The sequence below is a fragment of the Planococcus sp. SE5232 genome (assembly GCF_050686535.1).
In the GTDB taxonomy this organism is placed as follows: Bacteria; Bacillota; Bacilli; order Bacillales_A; family Planococcaceae; genus Planococcus.
Window position 1 is genome coordinate 365,247 of sequence record NZ_JBOGCP010000004.1, and the last position, 23,209, is coordinate 388,455.

Consider the following 23,209-nt stretch of genomic DNA (forward strand, 5'->3'; position numbering starts at 1 on the left):
CCCCAATTTTTTGATTATTCTTTTTAATCATAATTGTTATTGCAAAAAATGGCAACAAGATGTTTAAATTTTCAAATATATAAATTACATGGTAATCTCTATATTATATAAGGAAAGGATCGACATGCATGAATTTCAAAGGGTTTTTATTTTTAGCAGCACTGGGCAGCTCACTCGTTTTGCCTTTCTTCCTATATAGACAGTGGACAATCCTAACCTGGTTTGATGCGTTATTTTTGGTCGGGCTTTTGCTGGTCATGATCTATTTCATCATGGTATTAATTGAGGGCCAATTTTTTACAGCTTTCTTGAAAAGCACCCGAAACTTTTTTGCAAAAGTAAATAAAAAAGACCAGCTGATCCGGGAAAGTGAAAAACGTTCTTTTGAGTCAGCGGATTACCGAAAGGAATTCCCGAACCGAACCTCTTTTCTACAAATCGGACTGCTCTTTTGCCTAAGCAGTCTGCTGGTTTCCTCCGCTTTGTATTATTTGAATTAGAAAGAATTAGATAAAACGGCAATGTCCGGGAAGGGCATTGCCGTTTTACTGTAATAAACTTAAGCCATTCAAAAATTAACCTGATTAAGCAAAAAAATCACCTGTTTAATTCCTGAGCAATGGACTCAATGATTTTCTCCAAATAACCCGCACTATGCGGCACCATATCCTGCAAGCTGATTTCCCTTACAAAAGTTCTTTTTCCGCCATCCGGTGCTACTTCAAAGCCTTCGATCTCCACACTTTCTTTTTCCCTCATAAATAATGCCGCTAATTCCCCGAAGTCCAATTTCGCTACACCTGACACCTCTTCCAGCTGCAACTCAAACCTCAGGTCAATGTTTTCCAACTCTTTGTATAAGAAGCAATGGCAGCGCTCATTATCCGTAAACCCCGGCAAGGCAAGTTGATCCTTGACCATACCAAGGGAGCACAAGTCGCCAAAATCCACTGGAATGCCTAGCTCTTCTCTTACTTCCCGGACGCCATCTTCAACCGTCTCCTCCGCCAATAGATGGCCGGCTGCCGTAATGTCGAAAAGTCCTGGGAAGTCTTTTTTAGTTTCGCTGCGCAACTGGAGATAAACAACATCTCGATCACCTTGGCGGCCTGCCAGCCAACAATGAAAGGTGTCGTGCCAATCGCCTTTTTCGTGCACATCCTGCCGGGTAGCTATTCCTTTTGGATTTCCCTCTTCATCGTATACGCGTATTTTTTCTGTTTCCATTCTCATGCCCCTTTTTTTCCTTTAGCATAGCAAAAAACCGGCTGTCTACTTGGCCGGTTCTTGTTCGTACTCCTGAATTTCCTATTTTCCGTGAAGCCCGTTTACGTGTATTGGTTAAAATGAGTATCGTCCGGTGCGACATGTTTGATGAACAGCAAGTCTTCTTCTGTAACATCCGGAACGAAAAATTCAGTGCCCCAATGCTCCGATGAAAAAATATGCTGCTCGCCTCTGCTTAAGAAAACTGAAAACCACTTCAGCTTTTTCTCCGCGCTGACATGGCGGGTCATGAGGTATTCTGCGTTTTCCAATGTCAGAAGACCGGAGAAAATGGTCATCCCCTGCTTTTTATCGACCTCGAACAATCCGGGCAAATTTGAATTGAGTTCTTCAATTATCGCCGCTTCTTCATCAAAACAATGGATTTCAAAGAGATCGGATTTAGCCAGAAAGTATTCCATCAGCAGGAGCCAGTACTCATAGTTCCCGATTGCCGGTATGCGTTCCGTTTCCCGGCCAGCTGCAAATTCGGTCAGTTCAAACTGTAATTGCGTTTTAAGTTCCATGCTGTACTTCACCTGCCCTTTTCTTCCTATCACTTTTTATCATACAACTTTTTTGACTACAGCTGCGCTTTTAATTCTTGGGTGTTAAACTGCTCCACCAATCTGCCGATTTCATTTAAATCATCAATTTCCCCATCTGCATCCACGCAGTTCCACTGGGGATCTTTTTTCCAAATGGCTTTCAGGCCGATTGCCTGAGCTGCCTGAATGTCATTTTGGGGATGATCTCCGATATAGACCGCCTCATCCGGAGAAATACCCAAACGGGCTAACGCTTTTTGGAAAATAGCCGGATCGGGTTTGGACATCCCTTCCCATTCCGAGATCAGAATCTCTTCAAAATATTCTTGAATTCCAAATGCCAGGATATTGTCGAGCTGAAATTGCCCTCTGCCATTGGTGATCATGCCTAACCGAATTGATTTCCCGGCCAAGTCTTCCAGCATGGAGAGTAAATTCGGAAACGGGATGCAGTGAACGTGGAAATTTTTCACGTAATCATCCAGCAGTGTCTCCCAGCCAATCCCTTTAATCTCAAACTCCTCGATCAATTGCTGATAGACGCGGTCTTTCCAGACATACCCTTTGGCATCCAATTCGATAAAGCGCTTGGCGAACGGTCCCGATCCAATAAGGTCCCATCCAAATCAAAAATAACGGCTTTGATCATGCCAACTCCCCTATCCCTTCATTCACTGCTGCCCAAATTCAGCCGCCGGTAAAACCCTAAAGTTTCTGTAAGAAATTCCTTATCATAATGCGTTTTACCATGTATTCTTTCTACCCATTCCTCCAAAGTCTTAATCTGCTCGTCAGGGTACAGGCCGGTACTCGTGCTTAAAAAACTTTTCCAATTATCGAATTCCCAGTGGACGGTCTCGCCTTTTTCCTGCAAGCGAACTTCGACCAACGGTTCCGGATGAATATGGTGCTGAGAATACTCGGCCGCAGCCAGAAATTCTGTCCGTTCAACTGGCTTTATGGTATAGACCTGATTGGACTGTTTGCCGTTCGGCCGGAAATAAATAACCTCAATCCCATTATCAGTGGGTTTCACCTGAACTTCCGCTCCCGGAAAAAATCCCCACAACTTGTCTCCGTTGAATTCCGGCCTGTCTATATCCACCAGGATTGGCTGAATCCACTGGTCCCCTAAATCGCAAAGAAATCTGCGGCCATCCCGGTCTTCTGCCACGATGGCTGCATGCGCCTGTTCTGTCCCCAGTCCACTGCCTGCCGGATAGGCTTTTACACCCGCTCGATCAAAAGCGTCCAACAACCAAATCGCCAAATCAAAACAATTACCGGTGATGCCGTATTGTACACGATGCTCTTCCATCAATTCCACGCTGCGCTGTTTCTGTTCGCCTGACCGCTGGTAGTACCAGACTTTGGTTAAAGTCTCCATCGGAAAGCCATCAAACTGCCGCCAAACGGAAAGAATCTCTGTCGGTGCCTGCATGTTCTCCACCTTCTCTTTTCTCGTATGGCTATTACTTCTCTTTTTTCCATAGAAATTCCTTCTATCGAAAAAAGAACTTAATCTATTCGATACTTCTACATATGAAAAAAAGCAGACCCCGTGGCCTGCTTTTTTTCAGTATGCTTATAGAATTACTCAGTTAAAAAACTTTTACGTTGACGGATCTGGTAGTAGTTCAGCTGCTTGAATAATTCTGAAGATGTTCCTTGATCGACAGAAAATTCAACGCCGTACTCCACCATGTCCCTGCCTGTTGATTTCCGAACAATGGAACCCTCCAATAAGAAAGCACTGTCCAATATTTCAAAGCTGCAATTCACACTTTCCCCCAAGCCGATATTAAGCGGGGAAGAAAACACCAAACCTCCAGCGCTGACGTTGTAAATTTCAATCGGTAAAAACTTGGTGCCGTATATTGAAATCTTTCCATTCACTGCTTTGTTGAAAATAACCCGAAAAAACTCACGACGATTTTCTGACATTTCGCCCTCTCCATCCCTCTTTACATATACAAATTGATAAGTAAACCTTTGATTTCTCCCACTAGATCTAAAGTACCAATTCCATCTTCTTCATTATTCAATAACTGGTCTTGAATTTCAATCAATTTTTTATCAATCACTTTGATGATCTGGTGGGATTTCATTCCCCCACCCGGCATTTGGCTCTGCTCGTCCGATAAATGCAGACCATGGCGGACAGATTCTCCGACAAATTGCTTAACCGCCTGTTTGTAATTCAACAGATTTTCAAGCGTCCGTTGGTTGGCCAATTTCTGTCCCTGTGCATCCACCCGCCCCATTAACTGGTTGAGGGAATCATTATGAAGTTTGGACTGGGAGTTTTTCATGGCATTCGAAAAAAGTTCACTGGCCTTGTTTCCAGTGGCCTGCACCGATGCTCTCTCGTTTTGGATTGTACTTTGACTGTCAATGCGCACTTACAGCACCTCGTCTTCTTTAAAATTCCCGTGCCGCTTGCTTTTCATGTTGACGACGAGTTCCACTTTGCCGTAATCGGTTTGGAGAACTTTGGCGATTTGTTTGGAAGAAAATCCTTGCCTTGAAAGCTGAAGTATCTTTTCCTGATTCTCAGAAGCTTTTTCTGACACTGCTTCAGTTTCAGCAGCAGGATTTTTTTCCAAGCGTTCAATTCGTTCTGCCAACTGTGCTTCACTGTTTTTTATATAGGTGGTTAATTTATCGTAAAGTTCATCATTTTCTTTTTCAAGCTGTGCCACGAACTCCACCATACTTTCATGAACTCCAGCTGGATCTTCATCCATTTTCTTTTTTGAGGCTGTCAGCATCATTACCACATTCAGCAGCAACAGGCCGATACTGATCACAATCAATAGCCATTCCATGGTCATCACCCTGGCCTTCTATTTCTTTTTTCAAGCTTAATAATTATCATGAACAGCTAAAATCGAAGCATGCAGTCGAAGCATCGCTTTTGAGTGGAGCTGCGACACTCTTGATACACTGACGTTGAGGATTTCTGCGATTTCCGTTAATTTCATTTCTTCGAAATAACATAAAGAAACAGTGATTTTCTCTTTTTCCGGTAGACGGTCAATTGCCCGCACCAGTGATTCTTTAGTCATCTGTTCTGAAAGGTGGCGTTCAGGAGAATCCGTATAATAGTTCCCAAGCGTTCCCCGTTCTTCAAAATGCTCATCGTCCATCGAAATCATCGTCGACAAGGCGGCTTCAGAAACAGTTTTATTGAGTTCGGCTTTGGTGATGCCCAGGTAAGAGCTGACCTGCTCGTCGGATACCGCGGAATCATTCTCCTGTTCGAGCAGAAGATAGGCCTTTTCAATTTTCTTTACTTTATCCCTGACAGAGCGCGGAAGCCAGTCGCTGTGCCGCAACCCGTCAATAATGGCGCCTTTGATACGCCAGGAAGCATAGGTTTCGAATTTCAAATCTCGCTCGATATTGAACTTGCTCAAGGCATCAAGAAGCCCTTCATAAGCGTAGCTGCGCACATCGTCTTTTTCCACAGTTTTGGGCAGACTGATCATGAACCGTTGAATCACGTAATCCACCAAAGGAAGATACTGTTCAACCAGATATTCGCCAGCTTCCGGGTCCCGATGTTGTTGCCAATCGCTCCAGCAGCTAAGTTCTTCTTTGGATAATTTATGATTCAGCATGATTCCACCACCATTTCCAAGCGGAAACACCGCTCTTATTTAAAAAGGATTTTCATGATAAACCCTTTAAGCCCTAATTTATACGGCACCCGCAACTGGAGAAACTCATTGGCCGCCCGTCGGATTGCCTCTGCCGCTTCGCTGTTCGGATAAGCCAGCAAGAGGGGCTTTTGCCGCTTTACTGCATCTGGAAGATGGGAATCGCTTGGAATATAGCCCAAAGCTCCAATCTCTTTACCCAAAAATTGCTCAGCTGCCTGCTTGAAGTTATCAGCTGTCCGCAGGCCTTCTTTTGTGCTGATGCATTGATTGACCACCAGCTTCATATGGACATTCGGATCTTTGCCATGGACCATCTTGACGACAGAGTAAGCATCCGTGATTGAAGTCGGTTCAGGCGTCGTTACGAGAATGACGTCATCAGCAGCCAAGATAAAGCGAAGATTTTCGTAAGATAGGCCTGCTCCAGTATCCAAGATGATGTAATCTACTTGGCCTTGAAGTGTACTCAGCTCACGGAAAAACTTCTGCAGTTTAAAATCATCCATTTGGAACAGATCATTAAAGCCGTTGCCGCCTGAAATGAACAGTAGCCCATTCGGTCCTTCTTCGATGATGTCCTGTGCAGACAGATCTTTTTCAATCATTGTGGCGATCGTTTCCCGAGGCGTCCGGCCAAGCAGCACATCGATATTGGCAAAGCCCAGGTCGACATCGAAAATCAATACTTTTTTATTCTGTTCAATCAGACTCAATCCGAAATTCAAGGCGAAATTAGATTTCCCGACTCCGCCTTTGCCACTGGTAACCGCCAGAACCCGAGTCTTTTTAACAGGTTTCCGTTCAGGTTTTTCGGATTTCTTGCCCATCATCTTTTCACGAAGCTGATTTGCCTGATCAAGCATGATGGTCTTCCCCCAAAATGAAATCCGCTGCCAATTCAGGCGTGAACGCCAATATATCATCCGGTACGTTTTGGCCGTTGGCGATGTGGCGAATCGGAATACCGTAATGACGGATCAAATTGACAATTGCCCCAGAAGAACTGGTTTCATCCTTTTTGGTCAACAACAGCTCGTCCATCGCGATGGACTGGAAGTTTTCGATGATCTTTTTCATGTCTTCATATTTGGCAGTCAGGCTCAGCACCAGGTGAATCTGGACTTTGCTGCCTTCAGGCAATAAGCGGGTCAAATCATCGACATACTGGGTCTGCTGATAATTCCGTCCTGCTGTATCCATCAAAATGATGTCGCAGTCATGGAAGTCCTTGATGGCGACCGTCAGATCTTCCGAGGTTTCGACCACCCGGACGGGAATATTCAGGATGCTGCCATAGGTCTTCAATTGTTCGACGGCAGCAATACGGAACGTGTCTGCCGTGATCAACCCCACTTTTTTATCTTTCGTCAGCATATAATCCGCCGCAATCTTGGCGATGGTTGTCGTCTTGCCCACGCCGGTCGGACCGATAAAGCAGATGACTTCCGGATTCTTCACCACTGGCTGCGGCTGATTTTGCTCGAATATGGAAATCAATTCTTCACGTGCCAGCCGCCATACATTCTCTAACGTTGGGTCAGTGTTCAATTCGTCTTTCACCATCAGTTTTGCCAGTAAGTCTGTCTGCACATCCGGTGCGACTTCCTGTGCACCCAATCGGTCTTTCAGCAATTGAAAGGCTTCTGGAAGATCTGCTGCTTTTACCTGCTGCATCATGAACTGCTTGATATTCTTTAATTCGGAAATCAGTTCAGCTGAGGAATCGGTGTTTCTGTTTGGCTTTGCAATCGGCTGTGTCTTTGGTGCTTCTGCCTGTTGCAGTTTTGGTGCCGCGACAGGGTCGATAGCGGCTGTAACTTCCAATTTTTCTTTTTGGAAGAACCCTAAAAATCCGCCGGTCTTTATTTTTTTCGTATTCAGAATCAAGGCATCTGCGCCCAAATCCTGCTTGATCATCGGAATCGCTTCGGTCATCGTTCCCACTATATATGTTTTCAGCCTCATGAGATATTAACCACTCCAACACTTTGAATTTCAATTTCCGGTTCCAGTTCGTTATAGGACAGCACCGGCAAGTCTGGCGCAAAACGCTCCACGAACTGCCTCATGTAAATACGGATGGCGGGAGATGTCAGCAGAATCGGCTGTACGCCGGTTTGCTGAAGCTGTGCTGCCTGTTCCGTGATTTTCTGGAAAATCGTCTGGGAGGATTCCGGATCGATGGACAGGAAATTGCCCTGCTCCGTCCGGTGTACCGAGTCGGCGAACTTTTTCTCTAGGCTCGCTCCTGCCGTAATGACCTGAAGCGGCTCTCTTTGCGTTGCGTATTGCAGCGTAATCTGACGTGATAAAGACTGGCGAACATATTCCGTCAACAGGTCCGTATCTTTTGTCTGCGAGGAATAATCGGCCAAGGTTTCCAAAATGACCAGTAAGTTGCGGATCGATACTTTTTCTTTCAGGAGCTTCATCAATACTTTTTGCACTTCGCCGATGGTCATCAGCTGCGGTACCAATTCCTCCACAACTGCAGGTGCAGTTTCCCGCACGTTCTCGATCAGCGACTTGACTTCCTGTCGGCCGATCAGTTCATGGGCATGGCGCTTGATGACTTCCGTCAGATGAGTCGAAACGACAGACGGTGGATCGACAATGGCATAGCCTGCCATTTCAGCTTCTTCTTTCATGTCTTCATTGACCCACAACGCAGGCATGCCGAAAGCGGGTTCGACCGTTTCGATACCTTCCACGGCTTCATCGTCGACACCCGGGCTCATGGCCAGGTAATGGTCGAGCATGATGTCTCCTGAGGCCACCCGGTTGCCTTTGATCTTGATGACGTATTCGTTCGGTTGCAGCTGGATATTGTCGCGGATCCGGATGACCGGCACCACGATGCCAAGCTCCATCGCACATTGCCTGCGAATCATGATGACGCGGTCCAACAGATCGCCGCCCTGGCTTTTATCGGCAATCGGAATCAGGCCGTAACCGAATTCAAACTCGATGGCATCGACATGCAACAGGTCGATGACGCTTTCCGGGCTTTTCATCCCTTCCAGCTCTTTTACGTCCTTGCTGATTTCAACATCCTGCTTTTCTTCTGAATTTAAGGTTTTCTGCATCTGGAAAGCACCATAAGCGATGACCCCGGCAATCGGCACGACCAGCATCGGGCTGATCGGTGTGAACACGGCGAACATCACTAACGTAGCTGCAACGATATACAGCATCTTCGGATACGCGAATAGCTGCTTGGTGATATCCGACCCTAAATTACCGTCGGATACCGCACGTGTCACCACAATACCCATAGCGGTGGAAATCAACAGCGCTGGAATTTGGGAAACCAGCCCGTCTCCGATCGACAGCAGGGTAAACAGCTGAGCCGCTTCTCCGAATGGCAATCCGTGGACCATCACTCCGATCAGCAAGCCGCCGATGATATTGATGATGGTGATGATGATGCCGGCAATCGCGTCTCCTTTGACGAATTTGCTGGCACCATCCATGGCACCATAGAAATCCGCTTCCGAGCTGACTTTTTCACGTCGGCTTTTCGCTTCCTGGTCCGAGATCATTCCGGCGCCGAGATCGGCGTCGATGCTCATCTGCTTGCCGGGCATCGAATCGAGCGTAAATCGTGCAGCGACTTCCGCTACCCGCTCCGATCCTTTCGTGATGACCAGGAACTGGATGATGACCAGGATCAGAAACACCAGGATCCCGATAATGGCGCTGCCGCCGACTACGAACGAACCGAATGTTTCAATAACCTGTCCGCCGGTCTGGTTGGTCAGGATCGAACGGGTCGTCGAGACGTTCAATCCTAAACGGAATAGAGTCGTGAGTAGTAACAAGGTAGGGAAAATAGAGAATTGCAGCGGTTCTTTTGTATTCATCGCCACTAACAGGATTGTTAAGGCAAGGCTGATATTGATCATGATCAGTACATCTAATAAGAGCGGCGGAAGAGGGATCACCATCATCACAACAATCATTATGACGGCTACCATGATGGCATAATCTCTGAATTTCACGCGGTTCCCTCCTCTTTCCCGTTCATCGGATTTTTCCTTTTAATCGGTAAATATATGCTAAAACCTCTGCCACAGCCAGAAACAGTTCTTCTGGCACCGTATCCCCTATTTCAACCTGGGCATACAGCGCACGTGCTAGAGGCTTATTTTCCATCGTCACAATTCCAAGTTCTTTTGCTTTTTCTTTAATCTTTAAAGCGAGATGATCTTTGCCCATTGCGATGATGACCGGAGCCGCCATCGTTTCGGCATCGTACTTGATGGCGATTGCATAATGCGTCGGATTGGTGATCAGCACATCCGCGCCCGGCAGGTCCTGAATCATCCGATTCATGCTCATTTGCCGTTGCTTGTCTTTTATTTTAGATTTGATCAGCGGATCGCCTTCCGCTTTTTTGTATTCATCTTTGATATCCTGTTTGGACATCCGTATGCCTTTTTCAAATTCGTACTTCTGATAGATATAATCGAGAATGGATAAACACAATAAAATGAGTCCAGCAATCAAACCCATCTGAAACACTAAGGAGCCGATAAAAGATAAGGAATGGCTGATGCTTTTCTGGGACAGGGAAAACAGTTCGTCCTTGCCCAGCCACAGGACGCCAAAGGCAGCGCCTCCGATAATGGCGATCTTCAAGAGTGATTTCCCCAATTCCACTAGGGCGCGGGCAGAGAAGATTCGCTTCGCCCCTTTGATTGGGTCCATCCGCTCCAACTTTGCCATGATGGGATCCGTTGAAAAGATGGCACCTACCTGGATGAAGTTTCCGAGAAAACCGAAGACTACGCCGATCAGCATGATTGGCAGCATCAGCAAGAAAGCATTCATGGCCATCTGTTCAAACAATGTGCGGATGGTTGCCGGCGTTATTTCCCAGGAAATATATTCAGTGAAATGGATTCGGTAAATGGCCAAAATCCGATCCAACATCCAGCCGCCCAAGGAATTCAGCAGCAGGATGCCGCCGAGGATGATCATCGCTGCAGCAACTTCAGGGCTTTTGGCTACCTGTCCCTTCCGCTTGGATTCCTGGCGTTTTTGCGGTGTCGCTTTTTCGGTTTTCTCACCGGCAAAAAATTGCAGGTCCAACGGATACCTTTTCACCACTTACGTTCCTCCTAATAAACTGATCAACTGAGCCATGCTCACCAGGATTTTCTCGAAGAGAATCTGCAGGATGTAGAAGAACACGGGCATGGTCAGAAAAAGCATGATAAAACCGACAAAAATCTTCAATGGCAGGCCGACAGCAAAAATATTCAGCTGCGGCACCGTTTTCGCCAGGATGCCAAGGGCAATGTCCACCAAGAACAAAGCGCCCACAATCGGCAACGCAATCTGGAGGGCGATCAGGAACATCTCCGTAAACAGGCCGGTCATAAACTGGGCGATGTCTTCAGCTTTCACCGAAATCGCCAAGCGCTCCACTGGAAACACGCGGAGGCTCTGCATGACGCCGTCCAGCATCAAATGGTGGCCGTTGGCTGTCAGCAGGAACAACAGCGCCATCATGTACTTGAAATGGCCGATAATCGGCACTTGCGCCCCCGTCTGCGGATCCAGGACGTTGGCCATGGAAAAACCCATTTGAAAGTCGATGAAAGCACCGGCAATCTGAACTGCATATAATAATAAGGCCGCTGTAAAGCCGAGCGCCAAACCGGTGCCAAGTTCTTTGATGATTAATAACAGATAGGAAGAGTCCAACGGGATCGTGTCGCCCATCGGCAAAGTCGATACGGCGACAAATGCCAGAAAAGCCGCGATACCGATTTTGAATTGCGCTGGAACGCCCCGCATCGAAAAAATCGGTGCAATCAAGAAAAAACTGGTTAAACGGATGAGCATCAGCAGAAAATAAGGCAGGATATCAAAAATCGTTTCCATGCCCGCTTACCCGATGATTCTTGGCAGCTGCTGAAACAAATCTCTCGTATAATCCAGCAGCAAGGTCAGCATCCACGGCCCAAAGACCACCAGCGAGATGAAGACTGCCAGTATTTTCGGGATGAACGCCAAGGTCTGCTCCTGGATTTGCGTCATTGCCTGGAAGACGCTGACCAATAATCCGACCGCTAATGCAATCAGCAGCATCGGAGCGGATATGAGGATAATGGTAAAAATCGATTGTTCTGCTAGTTTGATCACCATATCTGGAGTCATCGTTTTCTTCCCTTCGTCAAAAGCTGACAAGCAGCGATTCGATTATTAAATACCAGCCATCCACCAGGACGAACAGCAAAATTTTAAACGGCAGTGAGATCATGACCGGCGGCAGCATCATCATCCCCATCGCCATGAGCGTGCTGGCTACGACCATATCGATGATCAAAAAGGGAATAAAAATGACAAAGCCGATTTGGAAAGCGGTTTTCAGTTCACTGATGGCAAATGCCGGAATCAATGAAGTCAACGGAATTTCTTCAATGCTGTCAGGCTTTTCGAGTTCCGCATATTTGAAGAACAAGGCCAAATCCTTTTCCCGTGTGTTCTGTGCCATAAATTCCTTTAATGGGACGATGGCTGTATCCAGAGCTTCCTGCTGTTCCAGCTCACCGTCCAGATAGGGCTGCAAAGCCGTTTCATTCATCTCCATCGCAATCGGCGACATGATGAAAAATGTCAGGAACAGTGCCAGTCCGACCAATACCTGGTTCGGCGGCATCGACTGTGTGCCAAGCCCGGTCCGGACAAATGACAGGACGATGATGATCCGTGTAAAACTGGTCATCATGATCAGGATTCCCGGAGCCAGTGACAAGACCGTCAACAGGAAGAACAATTGCAGGGTCGTCGAAACATCTTCAGGCGATTCCCCACCAAAATCAATGCCCGGAATATTAATGGATGATAGAATTTCCGGAATCATAGCGGACGTCCTTCCTGATCTTTTTGTTCTTGCCCAAGCTCATTTTCAATCGCTTGCTGTTTGGCTTTTTGTTTGTTCAAGCTTTGTTTGAAAAGCTGATCAAACCCATTTTTTTGTGGGCTTTTCGAAAAACTGCCGATTTTCTTTTTCGTAAAGTCCAGCAGGTTTTTGGAAAGTGCCGGCTGCTGTTCAAAGTCTTTTTCAATGCCGCTGATTTCCGCTTCATCCGAAAACTCTTTGATCAATGTTACTTCATCGCCGACACCGATCAGGTACATCTGTCCTCCAACTTTTACGAGCTGCAGCGACTTGTTGTTGCCAAGTGGTGTTCCGCCCATCAGTTTGACTGCCTGGTTGGGCTGGAGGTTTTTCTGGCGTGCTGCCAAGAATTTGATCAGGCCGTAGATCATCGCTACGATCAATAGTGTATAAAGCACCAATTGAACGATGATGCCAGCCAGGCTTTTTTCTTCTATGGGCGCAGCTTCCACTGGATCTGCCGGTGTTTCTTCTGCCGGTTCTTCATTGTTCAGCCATTCCACGACATTCGGATTGGCTTGGACAGGCGATGGCGCCGACAGTGCACCGAAAAACAGGACTGCCAGAAGCAGTGCGATGGTTCCATACATTGATTTGTTCAATTTCGGTAAACTCCTTCTATCAGGCATTAACGCAGTTTCGAGATGCGTTCGGCAGTGCTCAGCACATCCGTTACGCGAACGCCGAAGTTCTCATCGATAACCACGACTTCCCCAACTGCAATCAGCTTGTTATTGATCAGAATATCGACCGGTTCCCCAGCTAATTTATCCAGTTCAATGATGGACCCCTGTGAGATCTCCAATATATCTTTAACCATGCGTTTTGTCCGGCCCAACTCCACGGTTACTTGAAGCGGAATGTCCAACAGCATGTTCAGGTTATTCGGTTCTGACTTCGCTGTTTCGGTATTATCAAAACTTGAAAACTGGACATTCTGTACTGTCGGTGTTGTTGCTGTAGATTCAGTTGGCTGATTATCTGATTGCTTTGGCATTTCGCGTATCTCCTCTATTTCTTCTTCGTCCAACGGTTCGGTCAGTATACCTGCCAGTTGTTTGGCCAGCTGAACTGGAACGCATAGTTGAAAACGGACAGTTTGCTTGCCCCCGATATTCAGTTGGAATTCGGCTGCGGCGAACCTTTGCTCTTTCGTGAAGTTGGCTAATGGGAAAACGTCCTCCTGTTCAACAATGTCCATACCGGACAAGGAATGGGCGATATCCATTTCCAGAAGCGCCGACATCGATTGTGCCACTGAGTCGAACATCTTGCCGATCATTTCCTGAACAGCTTGAAACTCTTTTTCTGCTGTTGCATCGTCCAATACAGTCAAAAGTGCCGCATCTATCTCTTTCTTCGAAATGCCCAGGACCTGTATTCCACTGGCCGCTCCCGCATATTCACTCAGTGCCACGTAAAAAGGTGTTGCGATCGAAGCAAACATATTCTCTCTGTCAATGACAGCCACAGCTGGGGCAGTTACGAAAACCTGTTCCGACAGCAGTGCGGACAGCACAACTGCCGACCCACCCAATGAGGCGTTCAGCAATTCCGTGAATGCTTCTGTTTCCATTTTGGATAATGAACTTTCAGACATCACCTTTCCCCCTGTCTTCTTATGATTCAGTAAGCCTGCAAGTTCTTCCGGAGATGGTTGATTAGTTGTCATCGAGTATGGCTCCTTGAGCTAATACTTCTGTAACCTGTACAGCCATCCGGCCTTTTGAAACCCCAGGCTGTGCATAGAATTTCAGCTTATCATCCACTTGAAGTGTAACCTGCGTTTCGTACGACTCGTTCAGGCGAATGACGTCTCCACTTTTTAAGTTCAGAAAATCTCCAAGTTCAATCATTGATTTTCCAAGCACCGCTTTGATTTCCATTTTGGTGCCATGAAGTTTTTCTTCAAGAGCCTCAACTTCATGGGTCTCAATGGATTTTTTTTGATTTGCCAGCCAATGCTTCGCTGACAGCTTCGGCAAAATCTGTTCCAGTACGACATGGGGCAGACAGATGTTGATGATGCCTTCCCCCTTGCCGATTTTTGTGTGCAGACTGACCAGGATGACTGTTTCGTTCGGCGGCGACATGGTCAGGAATTGGGGATTCACTTCAATTTCCTTGAGTTCCGGATACAGCTTTAACACTGACGACCAAGCTTCCTGAAAGCAGTCCAAGGACTTTGCAAATACACGCTCGATGACGCTGATTTCGATTTCAGTCAAATCACTGTTTTTTTCCAGAATATTGCCTTGTCCCCCGAGAAGACGGTCGAACATCACATAAGCAACCTCCGGAGAAAATTCCATAACCATACTGCCTTGAAGCGGTGTTGCTTCGAAAATTCCCATAATCGATTTTTTTTCGACGTTTTGAATAAATTCCTGATAGGAAACCTGCTCAACCGCCGTAACCGTAATCTGCACAAAAGTCCGAAGCTGTGCTGAAAAATAGGAAGTCAATAAGCGGGCAAAGTTTTCGTGAATTCGGGTTAATGTACGGATTTGATCCTGCGAAAAACGCAAAGCTTTTTTAAAGTCGTATGTTTGGACATTCTTTTTCTTTTCGATGGCTTTCGCTTTCGGCTCTTGCTGGCCCATCGCCGAAAGAATGGTTTCAATATTTTCTTCTGATAAAACATCTGTCAACTTGATTGCCCCCTCATTCGTCCAAGTTCGGCTCATGCAAACGAGGTAAAATGTTCAGCTTCCGGTAATAGCCGGTCACTTTGTCCATAACTTCCCCTACGGTTTCCAGTACATGGACTTTCTTGCCGGTCGTTAACGTCACCACTGTATCCGGTGTCGATTCCAACCGTTCGATATAAATTGCATTCAATACGATAGCTGATTGGTTTAACCTGGTTAATTGAATCATATCGGTTGCCGGGCAAAGCAGCAGCTTTGCTTCAGCCTAAGCCCCCTCTATTAGCGTTTCAGGTTGACGACTTCCTGCAGAATTTCGTCTGAAGTAGTAATCGTCCGTGAGTTCGCTTGGAATCCGCGCTGTGCAATAATCATTTCAGTGAACTCTTCCGTTAAGTCAACGTTGGACATTTCAAGCATGCCGGACCCGATTTCCGATTTGGCATCTGTCGCTGTGCCCAAATTCAAATTTTCACCTGCGCTGGCAGTCATCTGATACAATGACCCACCAAATTTACGAAGTCCTTCTGGATTGGCTGGAGCTGCTATGCCTACTGTTCCTCCAGCAATTGTTTCTTCACTTCCATCATCTGCACGTTTCCCGACAATCTGCCCTTCACGGTTAATGACAAATGAAGAATACGTATCAGCTGGAATATTGATCGGCTGCCCTGTGCTATTCAAAACATTGTAGCCTTGCGGTGTCATCAATTCTCCAGAATCATCAACAATGAAATTTCCAGAACGAGTCAAATACTGTTCCCCATTGTTTTCAACTACAAAGAATCCTTTGCCCATAATCGTCAAGTCCGTTCCGACACCCGTTGACATCGATGAACCTGGTGTATGGACTACGTTGATGGATGACGTAGAGGATCCTAATCCAACTTGCATTGGGTTATTTCCGCTGTTCGACATGTTTTGACTAAGCAAATCCTGGAAGTTGATCGTGCTTTTCTTATAGCCGATGGTATTGACATTGGAAATATTATTCCCGATGACATCCAATTTCGTTTGGAAATTTTTCATACCTGACACACCCGAGTACATTGAACGTAACATTTAATTTTCCCCTTTCAAGAATCTTCTGCTATCCGTAATGGATCAGATGATTTCCTGTTCATTTGCGCTTGCTGTTTGTTTTTCAATCCGTTGAATCGACTCGATCGGCACTTTTATATCCGACCCTTCAAGCTCCGCTAGCAATTCGCCGTTCTTGCTGGACAAGGCTTTGACGACTCCTTCACCTGAGCCAGTTTCCGACTCCCATTTAACCGAAGTACCGATTAAGTGTGCATAATCCGCCAGCGAAGCTGTTCCTTGGTTGTTGACGAATTGTGTCATGGTTTTGTTTAAGTTGGTTAATTGCTCCAGGCTCGTAAACTGAGCCATCTGGCCAATGAATTCTGTGTCTTTCAGCGGTTCCATTGGATCCTGATGCTTCATTTGAGTCACCAGGATTTTCAGGAACGCATCTTGTCCAAGTGCATTTGCTGCTCCTGTTTTAGCGGCTGGCGCTTGTGCCGAAGTCGAAGCCGTTCCGGTTGTTGCTGTCGAGATGTTCATCCAAACACCCTCTCTGTTAAACTGTGTAATCCACTTTCATCAATCGGCCCACTGAAGGCTGCCGTTCAGCGGTCTTTTCTTCTTCCTGTTGCAAATAACCATTTTTATCTTGTTTTGTGCTTCCATTTCTATGTTGCTGAGTAAATCGTTGTTCCGTATTGGACTGCTGCTGATTGAAAGCTTGCTGCGAACTTTGCTGGAGCACTTCGATTTTCTCGACTGCCACACCTTGCTGGACCAATGAAATCCTTAATTGATTCAGCTGAAGCTCGAGCGCTTCTTTTGCCATTGGTGTACTCGCCATAATTTGAGCGGCTAGTTTTCCGTTCGTTGATGTCAGGAGGATTTCCAAATGGCCGAGATGTTCAGGAAAAATATTCACACGCATTTTCATGCCTTCTGCGGTCTCAGCCATACGCATCGAACTTTTCAGCATACCACCCAAGTCCTCCAGAAGATTGGCGAGACGGACAAATGTGACAGGTGATGCATTCGCTTCTGTCCGGACCTGACTGCCAGCAGCTTTTCCAGCTTCAGCCATCAAGCTGACAGTGGGCTGCAGAGTCGGCTCTTGAGGAGCTTTGCTTTCGACCGGGGCTTTTGGAGACTGAGGTTCTTCCATGTTCACAAGATTCCGGGATGCCTGAAGTTCTGCCGGCTCTGTTCTTAGCGGCGTCCCCTGGATTTCAACAGGAACTTTTACAAGCTCCTTGACCGGTTTCAGCGTTTCATCCAAAAATCTCGGCAACTCCTTTACAGGCTTGACTTCTTCTACCCGGGGCAAAGGTGGCAGCTCTTGGCTGATCGCTTTTCCTTGTTGAAGACCCGAAGTTGCTTGTACCTGCTTTTCAAGAATCCCGATCAACTCACCCAACTGTTTAGAAATTTGGGTTAAGGTGCTGAAATTTGGACTATTCTTTTCTGCTGCCCCCTTAAAAACAGGGCTGTCTGCGAATTCTGTAGTAAATTTGCCGGAGAGAATCTGCAGTTTCTGTTGGATATTCTCCAACAGCCCAATCAGTTTGTCCGCAGCTTCAGTCAATAATTTTTCAGTTCCAACTGTTAAACTTCGTGCTGTAAAACCAGCTTGTTCACTTTCGACTTGGATTCCCTGCAATTGAAGGACCGCATATTGAAGCTCCTGCTGTTCAGCCGTTTGCTCTTCAACCGGCAATTCCTGTAAAAGGGCCAACAAACTGTCCAGGCTATCCAGCAATTCCGGTGGCTGCTCTTCACTCGCCAATTCTGCTTCTGCGCTTAATGAATTCATCAAAGAAGCAAACAAGGCTTGGTCTGGAACCGGTGAAACAGCTGTTTTTCCGATGAAGCTGATGGTTTTTGGAAACGAGAGTTTCAAGGCCTCCATCCGCTTAACTCCCTTCAGCTAAACTATTTGCTTTGGCTAAGCGATAAAAGCGTGTGCTGGCCATTTCGTCGAAAAAGCTTTGTTCTGCCGCTTTGCTTTCTTCCTGAAAATGGTCCAGCTTCTGTTGCTTTAAGTTTTCCCAGGTCTTTTCTTCCTGCGCTTTCTTTTGCAATACACCCTGAGACGCAGAAACATTTTTCTGCAAATATTCCAGTTCCCGTTTAGAAGAAAGCGACTGGTCCTGAAGCTGATGGATATATTCTTCCAGCATCCTCAATTCCGAAATATTGACGCCACTCTGCTGTTTGGCGTTTTTCAATTGTTCCACATCACTGATTTTGTTTTGGATGGCTTTGTTCCGTTCGTGCCCCACTTCATGCTGTTTAATGGCTTCAGCCACTTGGATCTGCGCAAAGCCCTTTTCATTTTCTTTTAAATCCAAAATCTTTTGAAATCGAAAGTTGAATTGTGTCAGTTTAAACGCCTCCAAATTGTGCTGATAACCGTTCGATACTTTGGTCCAGTTCGGCTTTTTCATATACGTCCTGCTGCAGGTATTCCTTGATCACCGGATACGCCCGTATGGCATCATCAATCTCTTTGTTGGCACCACTTTTATAGGCCCCGATATTGATGAGGTCTTCCGAAGTTTCATAAGCCGCCAATAAGCGCTTAAATTCCCGGGCTGCCTGCTGGTGTTCTTCTGAGACGACTTCATGCATGACGCGGCTGACACTGGCCATGACATTGATGGCAGGAAATTGTCCTTTTTGGGCAATCTTGCGGTCCAATACAATATGGCCATCCAAGATTCCGCGCACCGCGTCGGCAATCGGTTCGTTCATATCGTCACCGTCCACCAACACCGTGTAGAAAGCGGTGATGGAGCCTTTGCTTGAGGTGCCTGAGCGTTCCAGTAATTTGGGCAGCAGCGCAAATACACTCGGCGTATAGCCTTTACTGGTCGGCGGTTCCCCCACCGCCAGCCCGACTTCCCGCTGTGCCATGGCAAAGCGCGTGACCGAATCCATCATCAACATGACATTCTTGCCTTGATCACGGAAATACTCGGCGATCGCTGTTGCAGTAAGTGCCGCTTTAATGCGCTGCATCGGCGTCTGGTCCGACGTCGCAGCCACTACCACCGATTTTTTCAAGCCTTCAGGACCGAGGTCGCGTTCAATGAAATCACGCACTTCCCGGCCACGTTCACCCACTAAGGCAATGACATTGATATCGGCTTCCGTGTTGCGGGCGATCATGCCCATCAACGTGCTTTTTCCGACGCCGCTTCCGGCAAAGACACCGACCCGCTGGCCTTGCCCCACCGTCAGCAACCCGTCAATCGCACGGACGCCGACTTCAAGCGGTTTATTGATCCGTGGGCGTTTCAACGGATTGGGCGGTGCATTATTGGTCGAATACTTTTTCAATCCACGCGGCAATAAACTTTCATCAAGCGGCATGCCGGTGCCATCAAGGACTTTCCCTAAAATCGAAGGACCGACTTTAATTTGGAGTGGTCCGCCTGTTGCTACTACCAGACATCCCGGTCCGACCTGTGAAAGATCCTGCAGTGGCATGAGCATAATCCGGTTTTCTCTAAAGCCGACCACTTCCGCTTCAATCGGTGGCTCGTTGCGATTTGGATAAAGAAGACAAAGCTCGCCGATTTTCGCATTTGGACCTCTTGACTCAATCGTCAAACCGATGACCTGAATCACTTTTCCGTGTTTTTGGATCGGTTCGATTTCACTCAATAACTCCAAATATTCATCTTCCCACAGGTTCATCGTTGGTCTTCTCCTCACAGTAAGCGAGCAATTGATTTTTGATTTCATCCAGTTGATTGTCGACCATTGCATCGTAGGAGCCACTCACGGTGTGAATCCTGCAGCCGCCTGATGTCAGGTTGGCAACCGGAAGCAGTTTCAATTCCGAATCCGCTTTAATATAGGTCTTCAGTTCTTCCAGAAATGGAATGATGACCGGGTAGTCTTCAGAAGAAACCTGCATCGTGACGTCTTCCGATTCCTCCACCTGCTTTAATGCATGTTGAATGATATGCAACAACTGCTGCGTATCCTGGGTTAGTTCGTTGTGAATCACTTTTTCGGCAATCGTCACACTTAACGATAAGAGAAACGGTTCTGCCTGCTGAATGATTTTCGCTTTTTCTTCATAGGCCATTTCCAAAAGACGCGTCACTTCCAGGCGTTTTTCAATACTGGCCTGTTCTGCCTGTTGAAGACCTTCCGCAAATCCGGTTTGGAAGCCTTGCTGCTCTGAATCCTGTCTCAAATCATCAGCATGCTGCTGCGCTTCCTGCTGTTTTTCCTGCCACCACTCGCTGATTTCCCGCTGCGCATTCTGCTGGTCGTTTAAAATTTGTGCCTGCAATTGCTCACGCTGGGATTCCAATTGGGTGATTTCTGCCATCAGCTGCTGACGCTGCTGTCTCGGATCCGATTCATGATCATTGAAAACAGGTTTTTTCGCCTCGATTTTCCGGGTACGGATAACTTTCGTTTCGGTGGAGCGCAACTGTGGAAGACGAATGATATTAGACAATCATTTCATCCCCTTCTCCACGGGATACATTGATCTCCCCTTTTTCTTCCAGACTGCGAATCAACCCAACAATATTGGTTTGCGCATTTTCCACATCTTTCAACTTCACTGGACCCAAAACTTCAATTTCTTCTCGGATAACTTCCGCTCTTCGCGTCGACATATTGCGGTAAATGCTGTCTTTCACTTCATCGCTCGCCACTTTCAATGCGAATGTCAGATCAGCGTCGCTCACTTCACGGACAATTCGCTGAACAGAACGGGTTTCCAAATTGACGATGTCTTCGAAGACGAACATGCGCTTCTTGATTTCTGCAACCAACTCTGGGCTGCCGCTTTCAAGTTCGGTCAAAATGGATTTTTCCGTTCCGCGGTCGACATTGCTCAACACACGCACAATCGCTTCCACTCCGCCTGTAGCCGTATAGTCCTGCGTACCTGTGGCAGTCAACTTACGTTCCAGAATCTGCTCCACTTGATGGATCACGTCTGGAGAAGTACTTTCCATCAAGGCAATCCGCCTCGCCACTTCGGCTTGCTTTTCGCTCGGCAGCTGGGACAGGATCTGAGAAGATTGCTTGGCATCCAGATAAGAAAGCACCAACGCAATCGTCTGAGCCTGTTCATGCTGGAGAATATTCAATATCTGGGTTGGATCGGCTTTTCGTGCAAAGCTGAATGGTTTTACCTGAAGCCTATTTGATAATCGGCTAATGGTGTCCATCGCTTTCTCTTTTCCCAAGGCCTGCTCAAGAATATTGCGCGCGTAGCCTAAACCGCCCTCATTCATATAATCCTGCGCTAGGATCATTTCATAAAATTCATCAATTACACTTTCCGTTTGACTGTTCTTCAACTGTCGGACATTGGAAATCTCCATCGTCAATTGGTCGATTTCCGGCTCTGTCAGCTGCTTGAATATTTCAATCGAGACATCCGGCCCTAAACCGACTAATAAGATAGCCACTTTTTGAATTCCAGTTAACTCTTTCATACTCTTAACCATTGGCCACTCTCCTAGTCATCTGCCATCCATGACCGCAACAATTTAGTGAAGTCTTCTGGTCTTCCTTTGGCAAGCTTCTCAATCGTTTTTCGTTTCGGATTCGATCGATTGCTGAATTCGGACAAATCAATTTCCGCTTCTTCAAGATCTACTTGGTTTGACTTGGCCAACGCCTGCTCAAACCCTCCAAAATCATATTCTTCCTCAAAAATTTCTTCTTTTTTCTTTCTGCGAAGCAATAGGACTGTAACAATAATGATGAGGATGAGTACAATCGCTGCGCAGATTACGAGCAGAAGATTATTCGGTATTCCTGCAAAGAATGTTGTTTCCGGCTCTTCATCTTCAATTGCCGGACGTCCTTGGAACTCTGTTGCAAAAACAGAAATCCGGTCTTCCAGTTCTGCCTCAGTTGCAGCAAATTCATTCATACTCAATGAAGTACTCACTGCATTCTTCAATAGGTTGCTGATATCCGTAACGTTTTCCTGAGTCAAACTGGCTGGATTTTCAGGAACTGGCGGTTCCACCCCGACATTGATCGTAATATCATCAATCACGTATGGACTCATTTCAATTTGGCGGTTGATCCGGTTCACTTCGCTGTTGATCCGTTCTTCCGTCCGTTCAGACTCACTGTTGCCGGCGCCGTCCACCCCTGGGTAATTGGCGACTTCCGTTTCACCGGTTCCTGCTGCATCTTCGATGATGGTACCTTCGCTTGAATACGTTTCGATAATCCGTTCCACACTGATATCCAAGCCTTCATTGTTCTCGATATCGACGGGTTCAACCAACTGTTCTTCCCGTTTTTCTTTCGTGAAATCGATGTTCGTCATAACAGAGACGACCACTTTATCCTGGCCGAGAAGCAAACCGAGCATTTGTTGCAGCTCCCGCTGAATATCCTGTTCGATGCCTTTTTGAATTTCACGATGCTGTTGGTAAACCGACAGATTGGTATCTGCCTGGTTGGCATCCTGTACTTCAAACACCTGGCCATTCTGATCCATGATGACAATCTGCTCAGCCGGTAAACTTGGAACGGATTTGCTGATCAGGTGATACAGTCCGTTTATCTGTTTCTGATCCAATTGGAATGTCGGATCACCTTTAACGACGATGGAAGCTGTAGATGTCTGTTCTTCATCGGTAATCCAAACATTTTCCTTCGGGAGCGTAATCATGACATTCGCTTCCGTCACGCCATCAATCTGTTCAATCAAATACGCCAGCTCATTTTGCATAGCGTCCCGCTCCACCACATCAAAATGGCGATCAGTCATTCCGAGACCCATGTTTTCACTGAATATGCCGTAATTCACGTTGCCGTTTTTCGGAATGCCTTCCGCAGCCAAACTGACTTTCAAATTAGCCAAGTGCTCTTGCGGTACACTGATTGTTTTGCCGTCGGCCGATACTTCCACCGGAATGGCCTGTTCTTCGATCGCGGTCTTGATTTCGCCCGCTTCTGCTGCCGTCAAATTCGAATACAGCACCGAAAAATCGGAGCGATTGCTCAAATATACGAAGACGATCAAAATCAGCAAAGTGATAAAAAAAGAGCCGATAACAGACCATTTTGTTACAGGAGAAAAACTGGTCCATGACTCACGCAACTTTGTTTTATATGTCGAAAACTTTTCTTTCATCTATTCAT

Annotated in this window: 27 protein-coding genes and 1 pseudogene; 1 reads left to right on the forward strand and 27 read right to left on the reverse strand. The window is 46.6% G+C overall.

All coding sequences use genetic code 11. The annotated features are described in order from the left end of the window. Positions 1–128: 128 nt before the first annotated feature. The gene (locus ACRC6Q_RS15325) at positions 129–500 is read left to right on the forward strand and encodes a DUF3899 domain-containing protein (protein ID WP_298829670.1); all 372 of its coding nucleotides are present in this window, start codon (positions 129–131) and stop codon (positions 498–500) included. A 97-nt stretch (positions 501–597) separates the two neighbouring features. On the opposite strand, the gene ACRC6Q_RS15330 is transcribed toward ACRC6Q_RS15325, so the two are convergent. The 27 genes and pseudogenes from ACRC6Q_RS15330 to fliF all read right to left on the reverse strand — a co-directional run bounded on the left by ACRC6Q_RS15330 (position 598) and on the right by fliF (position 23,201). Further along, positions 598–1,227, reverse strand: a complete 630-nt coding sequence (locus ACRC6Q_RS15330) for an NUDIX hydrolase (protein ID WP_431466945.1) — start codon at positions 1,225–1,227, stop codon at positions 598–600. A 101-nt stretch (positions 1,228–1,328) separates the two neighbouring features. Then, complete coding sequence (locus ACRC6Q_RS15335; RefSeq protein ID WP_431466946.1) at positions 1,329–1,793, reverse strand: hypothetical protein; 465 nt, start codon at positions 1,791–1,793, stop codon at positions 1,329–1,331. A 56-nt stretch (positions 1,794–1,849) separates the two neighbouring features. Next, positions 1,850–2,463: pseudogene (locus ACRC6Q_RS15340) on the reverse strand (HAD family hydrolase). Positions 2,464–2,481: 18 nt separating this feature from the next. Next, positions 2,482–3,255, reverse strand: coding sequence for a hypothetical protein (locus ACRC6Q_RS15345; protein WP_431466947.1), 774 nt, complete (start codon positions 3,253–3,255; stop codon positions 2,482–2,484). Between the two features lie 152 nt (positions 3,256–3,407). Further along, complete coding sequence (locus tag ACRC6Q_RS15350) at positions 3,408–3,758, reverse strand: PilZ domain-containing protein (RefSeq protein WP_431466948.1); 351 nt, start codon at positions 3,756–3,758, stop codon at positions 3,408–3,410. 20 nt (positions 3,759–3,778) lie between these two features. Beyond that, positions 3,779–4,216, reverse strand: coding sequence for a YaaR family protein (locus ACRC6Q_RS15355; RefSeq protein WP_431466949.1), 438 nt, complete (start codon positions 4,214–4,216; stop codon positions 3,779–3,781). After that, entirely contained in the window at positions 4,217–4,648 is a 432-nt protein-coding gene (locus tag ACRC6Q_RS15360) for a DUF6115 domain-containing protein (RefSeq protein WP_431466950.1), read from the reverse strand. A gap of 30 nt (positions 4,649–4,678) precedes the next feature. After that, positions 4,679–5,437 (reverse strand): FliA/WhiG family RNA polymerase sigma factor, encoded by a 759-nt coding sequence (locus ACRC6Q_RS15365; protein WP_431466951.1) that lies wholly within the window; start codon positions 5,435–5,437, stop codon positions 4,679–4,681. A 35-nt stretch (positions 5,438–5,472) separates the two neighbouring features. Then, positions 5,473–6,342, reverse strand: a complete 870-nt coding sequence (locus tag ACRC6Q_RS15370; protein WP_431466952.1) for a MinD/ParA family protein — start codon at positions 6,340–6,342, stop codon at positions 5,473–5,475. Further along, a complete protein-coding gene (flhF, locus tag ACRC6Q_RS15375) occupies positions 6,335–7,444 on the reverse strand; it encodes a flagellar biosynthesis protein FlhF (RefSeq protein ID WP_431466953.1) in 1,110 nt (369 codons plus the stop codon). The genes ACRC6Q_RS15370 and flhF overlap by 8 nt, the downstream gene beginning before the upstream one ends. Further along, positions 7,441–9,480: a flagellar biosynthesis protein FlhA gene (gene flhA, locus ACRC6Q_RS15380; protein WP_431466954.1), complete on the reverse strand. Its 2,040-nt coding sequence runs from the start codon at positions 9,478–9,480 to the stop codon at positions 7,441–7,443. Before flhA ends, flhF begins: the two co-directional genes overlap by 4 nt. Before the next feature lie 22 nt (positions 9,481–9,502). Continuing rightward, positions 9,503–10,591: a flagellar biosynthesis protein FlhB gene (gene flhB / locus ACRC6Q_RS15385; RefSeq protein WP_431466955.1), complete on the reverse strand. Its 1,089-nt coding sequence runs from the start codon at positions 10,589–10,591 to the stop codon at positions 9,503–9,505. Next, positions 10,592–11,371: a flagellar biosynthetic protein FliR gene (gene fliR, locus ACRC6Q_RS15390; protein ID WP_298829697.1), complete on the reverse strand. Its 780-nt coding sequence runs from the start codon at positions 11,369–11,371 to the stop codon at positions 10,592–10,594. It abuts the gene before it with no gap. A 6-nt stretch (positions 11,372–11,377) separates the two neighbouring features. Further along, positions 11,378–11,647, reverse strand: a complete 270-nt coding sequence (fliQ, locus tag ACRC6Q_RS15395; protein ID WP_142827577.1) for a flagellar biosynthesis protein FliQ — start codon at positions 11,645–11,647, stop codon at positions 11,378–11,380. A gap of 16 nt (positions 11,648–11,663) precedes the next feature. Continuing rightward, positions 11,664–12,353: a flagellar type III secretion system pore protein FliP gene (fliP, locus tag ACRC6Q_RS15400; protein ID WP_298829702.1), complete on the reverse strand. Its 690-nt coding sequence runs from the start codon at positions 12,351–12,353 to the stop codon at positions 11,664–11,666. Further along, on the reverse strand, positions 12,350–12,994 hold the full coding sequence (locus tag ACRC6Q_RS15405) for a flagellar biosynthetic protein FliO (RefSeq protein ID WP_431466956.1): 645 nt from the start codon (positions 12,992–12,994) through the stop codon (positions 12,350–12,352). The genes fliP and ACRC6Q_RS15405 overlap by 4 nt, the downstream gene beginning before the upstream one ends. A gap of 26 nt (positions 12,995–13,020) precedes the next feature. Beyond that, positions 13,021–14,064: a flagellar motor switch phosphatase FliY gene (gene fliY / locus ACRC6Q_RS15410; protein ID WP_431466957.1), complete on the reverse strand. Its 1,044-nt coding sequence runs from the start codon at positions 14,062–14,064 to the stop codon at positions 13,021–13,023. Then, positions 14,054–15,043, reverse strand: coding sequence for a flagellar motor switch protein FliM (gene fliM / locus ACRC6Q_RS15415; protein ID WP_431466958.1), 990 nt, complete (start codon positions 15,041–15,043; stop codon positions 14,054–14,056). Before fliM ends, fliY begins: the two co-directional genes overlap by 11 nt. A 13-nt stretch (positions 15,044–15,056) precedes the next feature. Further along, positions 15,057–15,272: a flagellar FlbD family protein gene (locus tag ACRC6Q_RS15420; RefSeq protein WP_431466959.1), complete on the reverse strand. Its 216-nt coding sequence runs from the start codon at positions 15,270–15,272 to the stop codon at positions 15,057–15,059. A 50-nt stretch (positions 15,273–15,322) separates the two neighbouring features. After that, positions 15,323–16,102, reverse strand: coding sequence for a flagellar hook-basal body complex protein (locus tag ACRC6Q_RS15425; protein ID WP_431466960.1), 780 nt, complete (start codon positions 16,100–16,102; stop codon positions 15,323–15,325). A gap of 42 nt (positions 16,103–16,144) precedes the next feature. Continuing rightward, entirely contained in the window at positions 16,145–16,606 is a 462-nt protein-coding gene (locus tag ACRC6Q_RS15430; RefSeq protein WP_431466961.1) for a flagellar hook capping FlgD N-terminal domain-containing protein, read from the reverse strand. 16 nt (positions 16,607–16,622) lie between these two features. Then, positions 16,623–17,972 carry a flagellar hook-length control protein FliK gene (locus ACRC6Q_RS15435; RefSeq protein WP_431466962.1) on the reverse strand — a complete coding sequence of 450 codons (1,350 nt, stop codon included), beginning with the start codon at positions 17,970–17,972 and terminating at the stop codon, positions 16,623–16,625. A 4-nt stretch (positions 17,973–17,976) separates the two neighbouring features. Then, positions 17,977–18,510, reverse strand: a complete 534-nt coding sequence (gene fliJ, locus ACRC6Q_RS15440; RefSeq protein WP_431466963.1) for a flagellar export protein FliJ — start codon at positions 18,508–18,510, stop codon at positions 17,977–17,979. Further along, positions 18,449–19,765: a flagellar protein export ATPase FliI gene (gene fliI, locus ACRC6Q_RS15445; protein WP_431466964.1), complete on the reverse strand. Its 1,317-nt coding sequence runs from the start codon at positions 19,763–19,765 to the stop codon at positions 18,449–18,451. Before fliI ends, fliJ begins: the two co-directional genes overlap by 62 nt. Beyond that, positions 19,746–20,543: a FliH/SctL family protein gene (locus ACRC6Q_RS15450; protein ID WP_431466965.1), complete on the reverse strand. Its 798-nt coding sequence runs from the start codon at positions 20,541–20,543 to the stop codon at positions 19,746–19,748. Before ACRC6Q_RS15450 ends, fliI begins: the two co-directional genes overlap by 20 nt. Next, a complete protein-coding gene (gene fliG, locus ACRC6Q_RS15455; protein ID WP_431466966.1) occupies positions 20,536–21,549 on the reverse strand; it encodes a flagellar motor switch protein FliG in 1,014 nt (337 codons plus the stop codon). The genes ACRC6Q_RS15450 and fliG overlap by 8 nt, the downstream gene beginning before the upstream one ends. Before the next feature lie 11 nt (positions 21,550–21,560). Further along, positions 21,561–23,201, reverse strand: coding sequence for a flagellar basal-body MS-ring/collar protein FliF (fliF, locus tag ACRC6Q_RS15460; protein WP_431466967.1), 1,641 nt, complete (start codon positions 23,199–23,201; stop codon positions 21,561–21,563). Between the last annotated feature and the right edge of the window lie 8 nt (positions 23,202–23,209).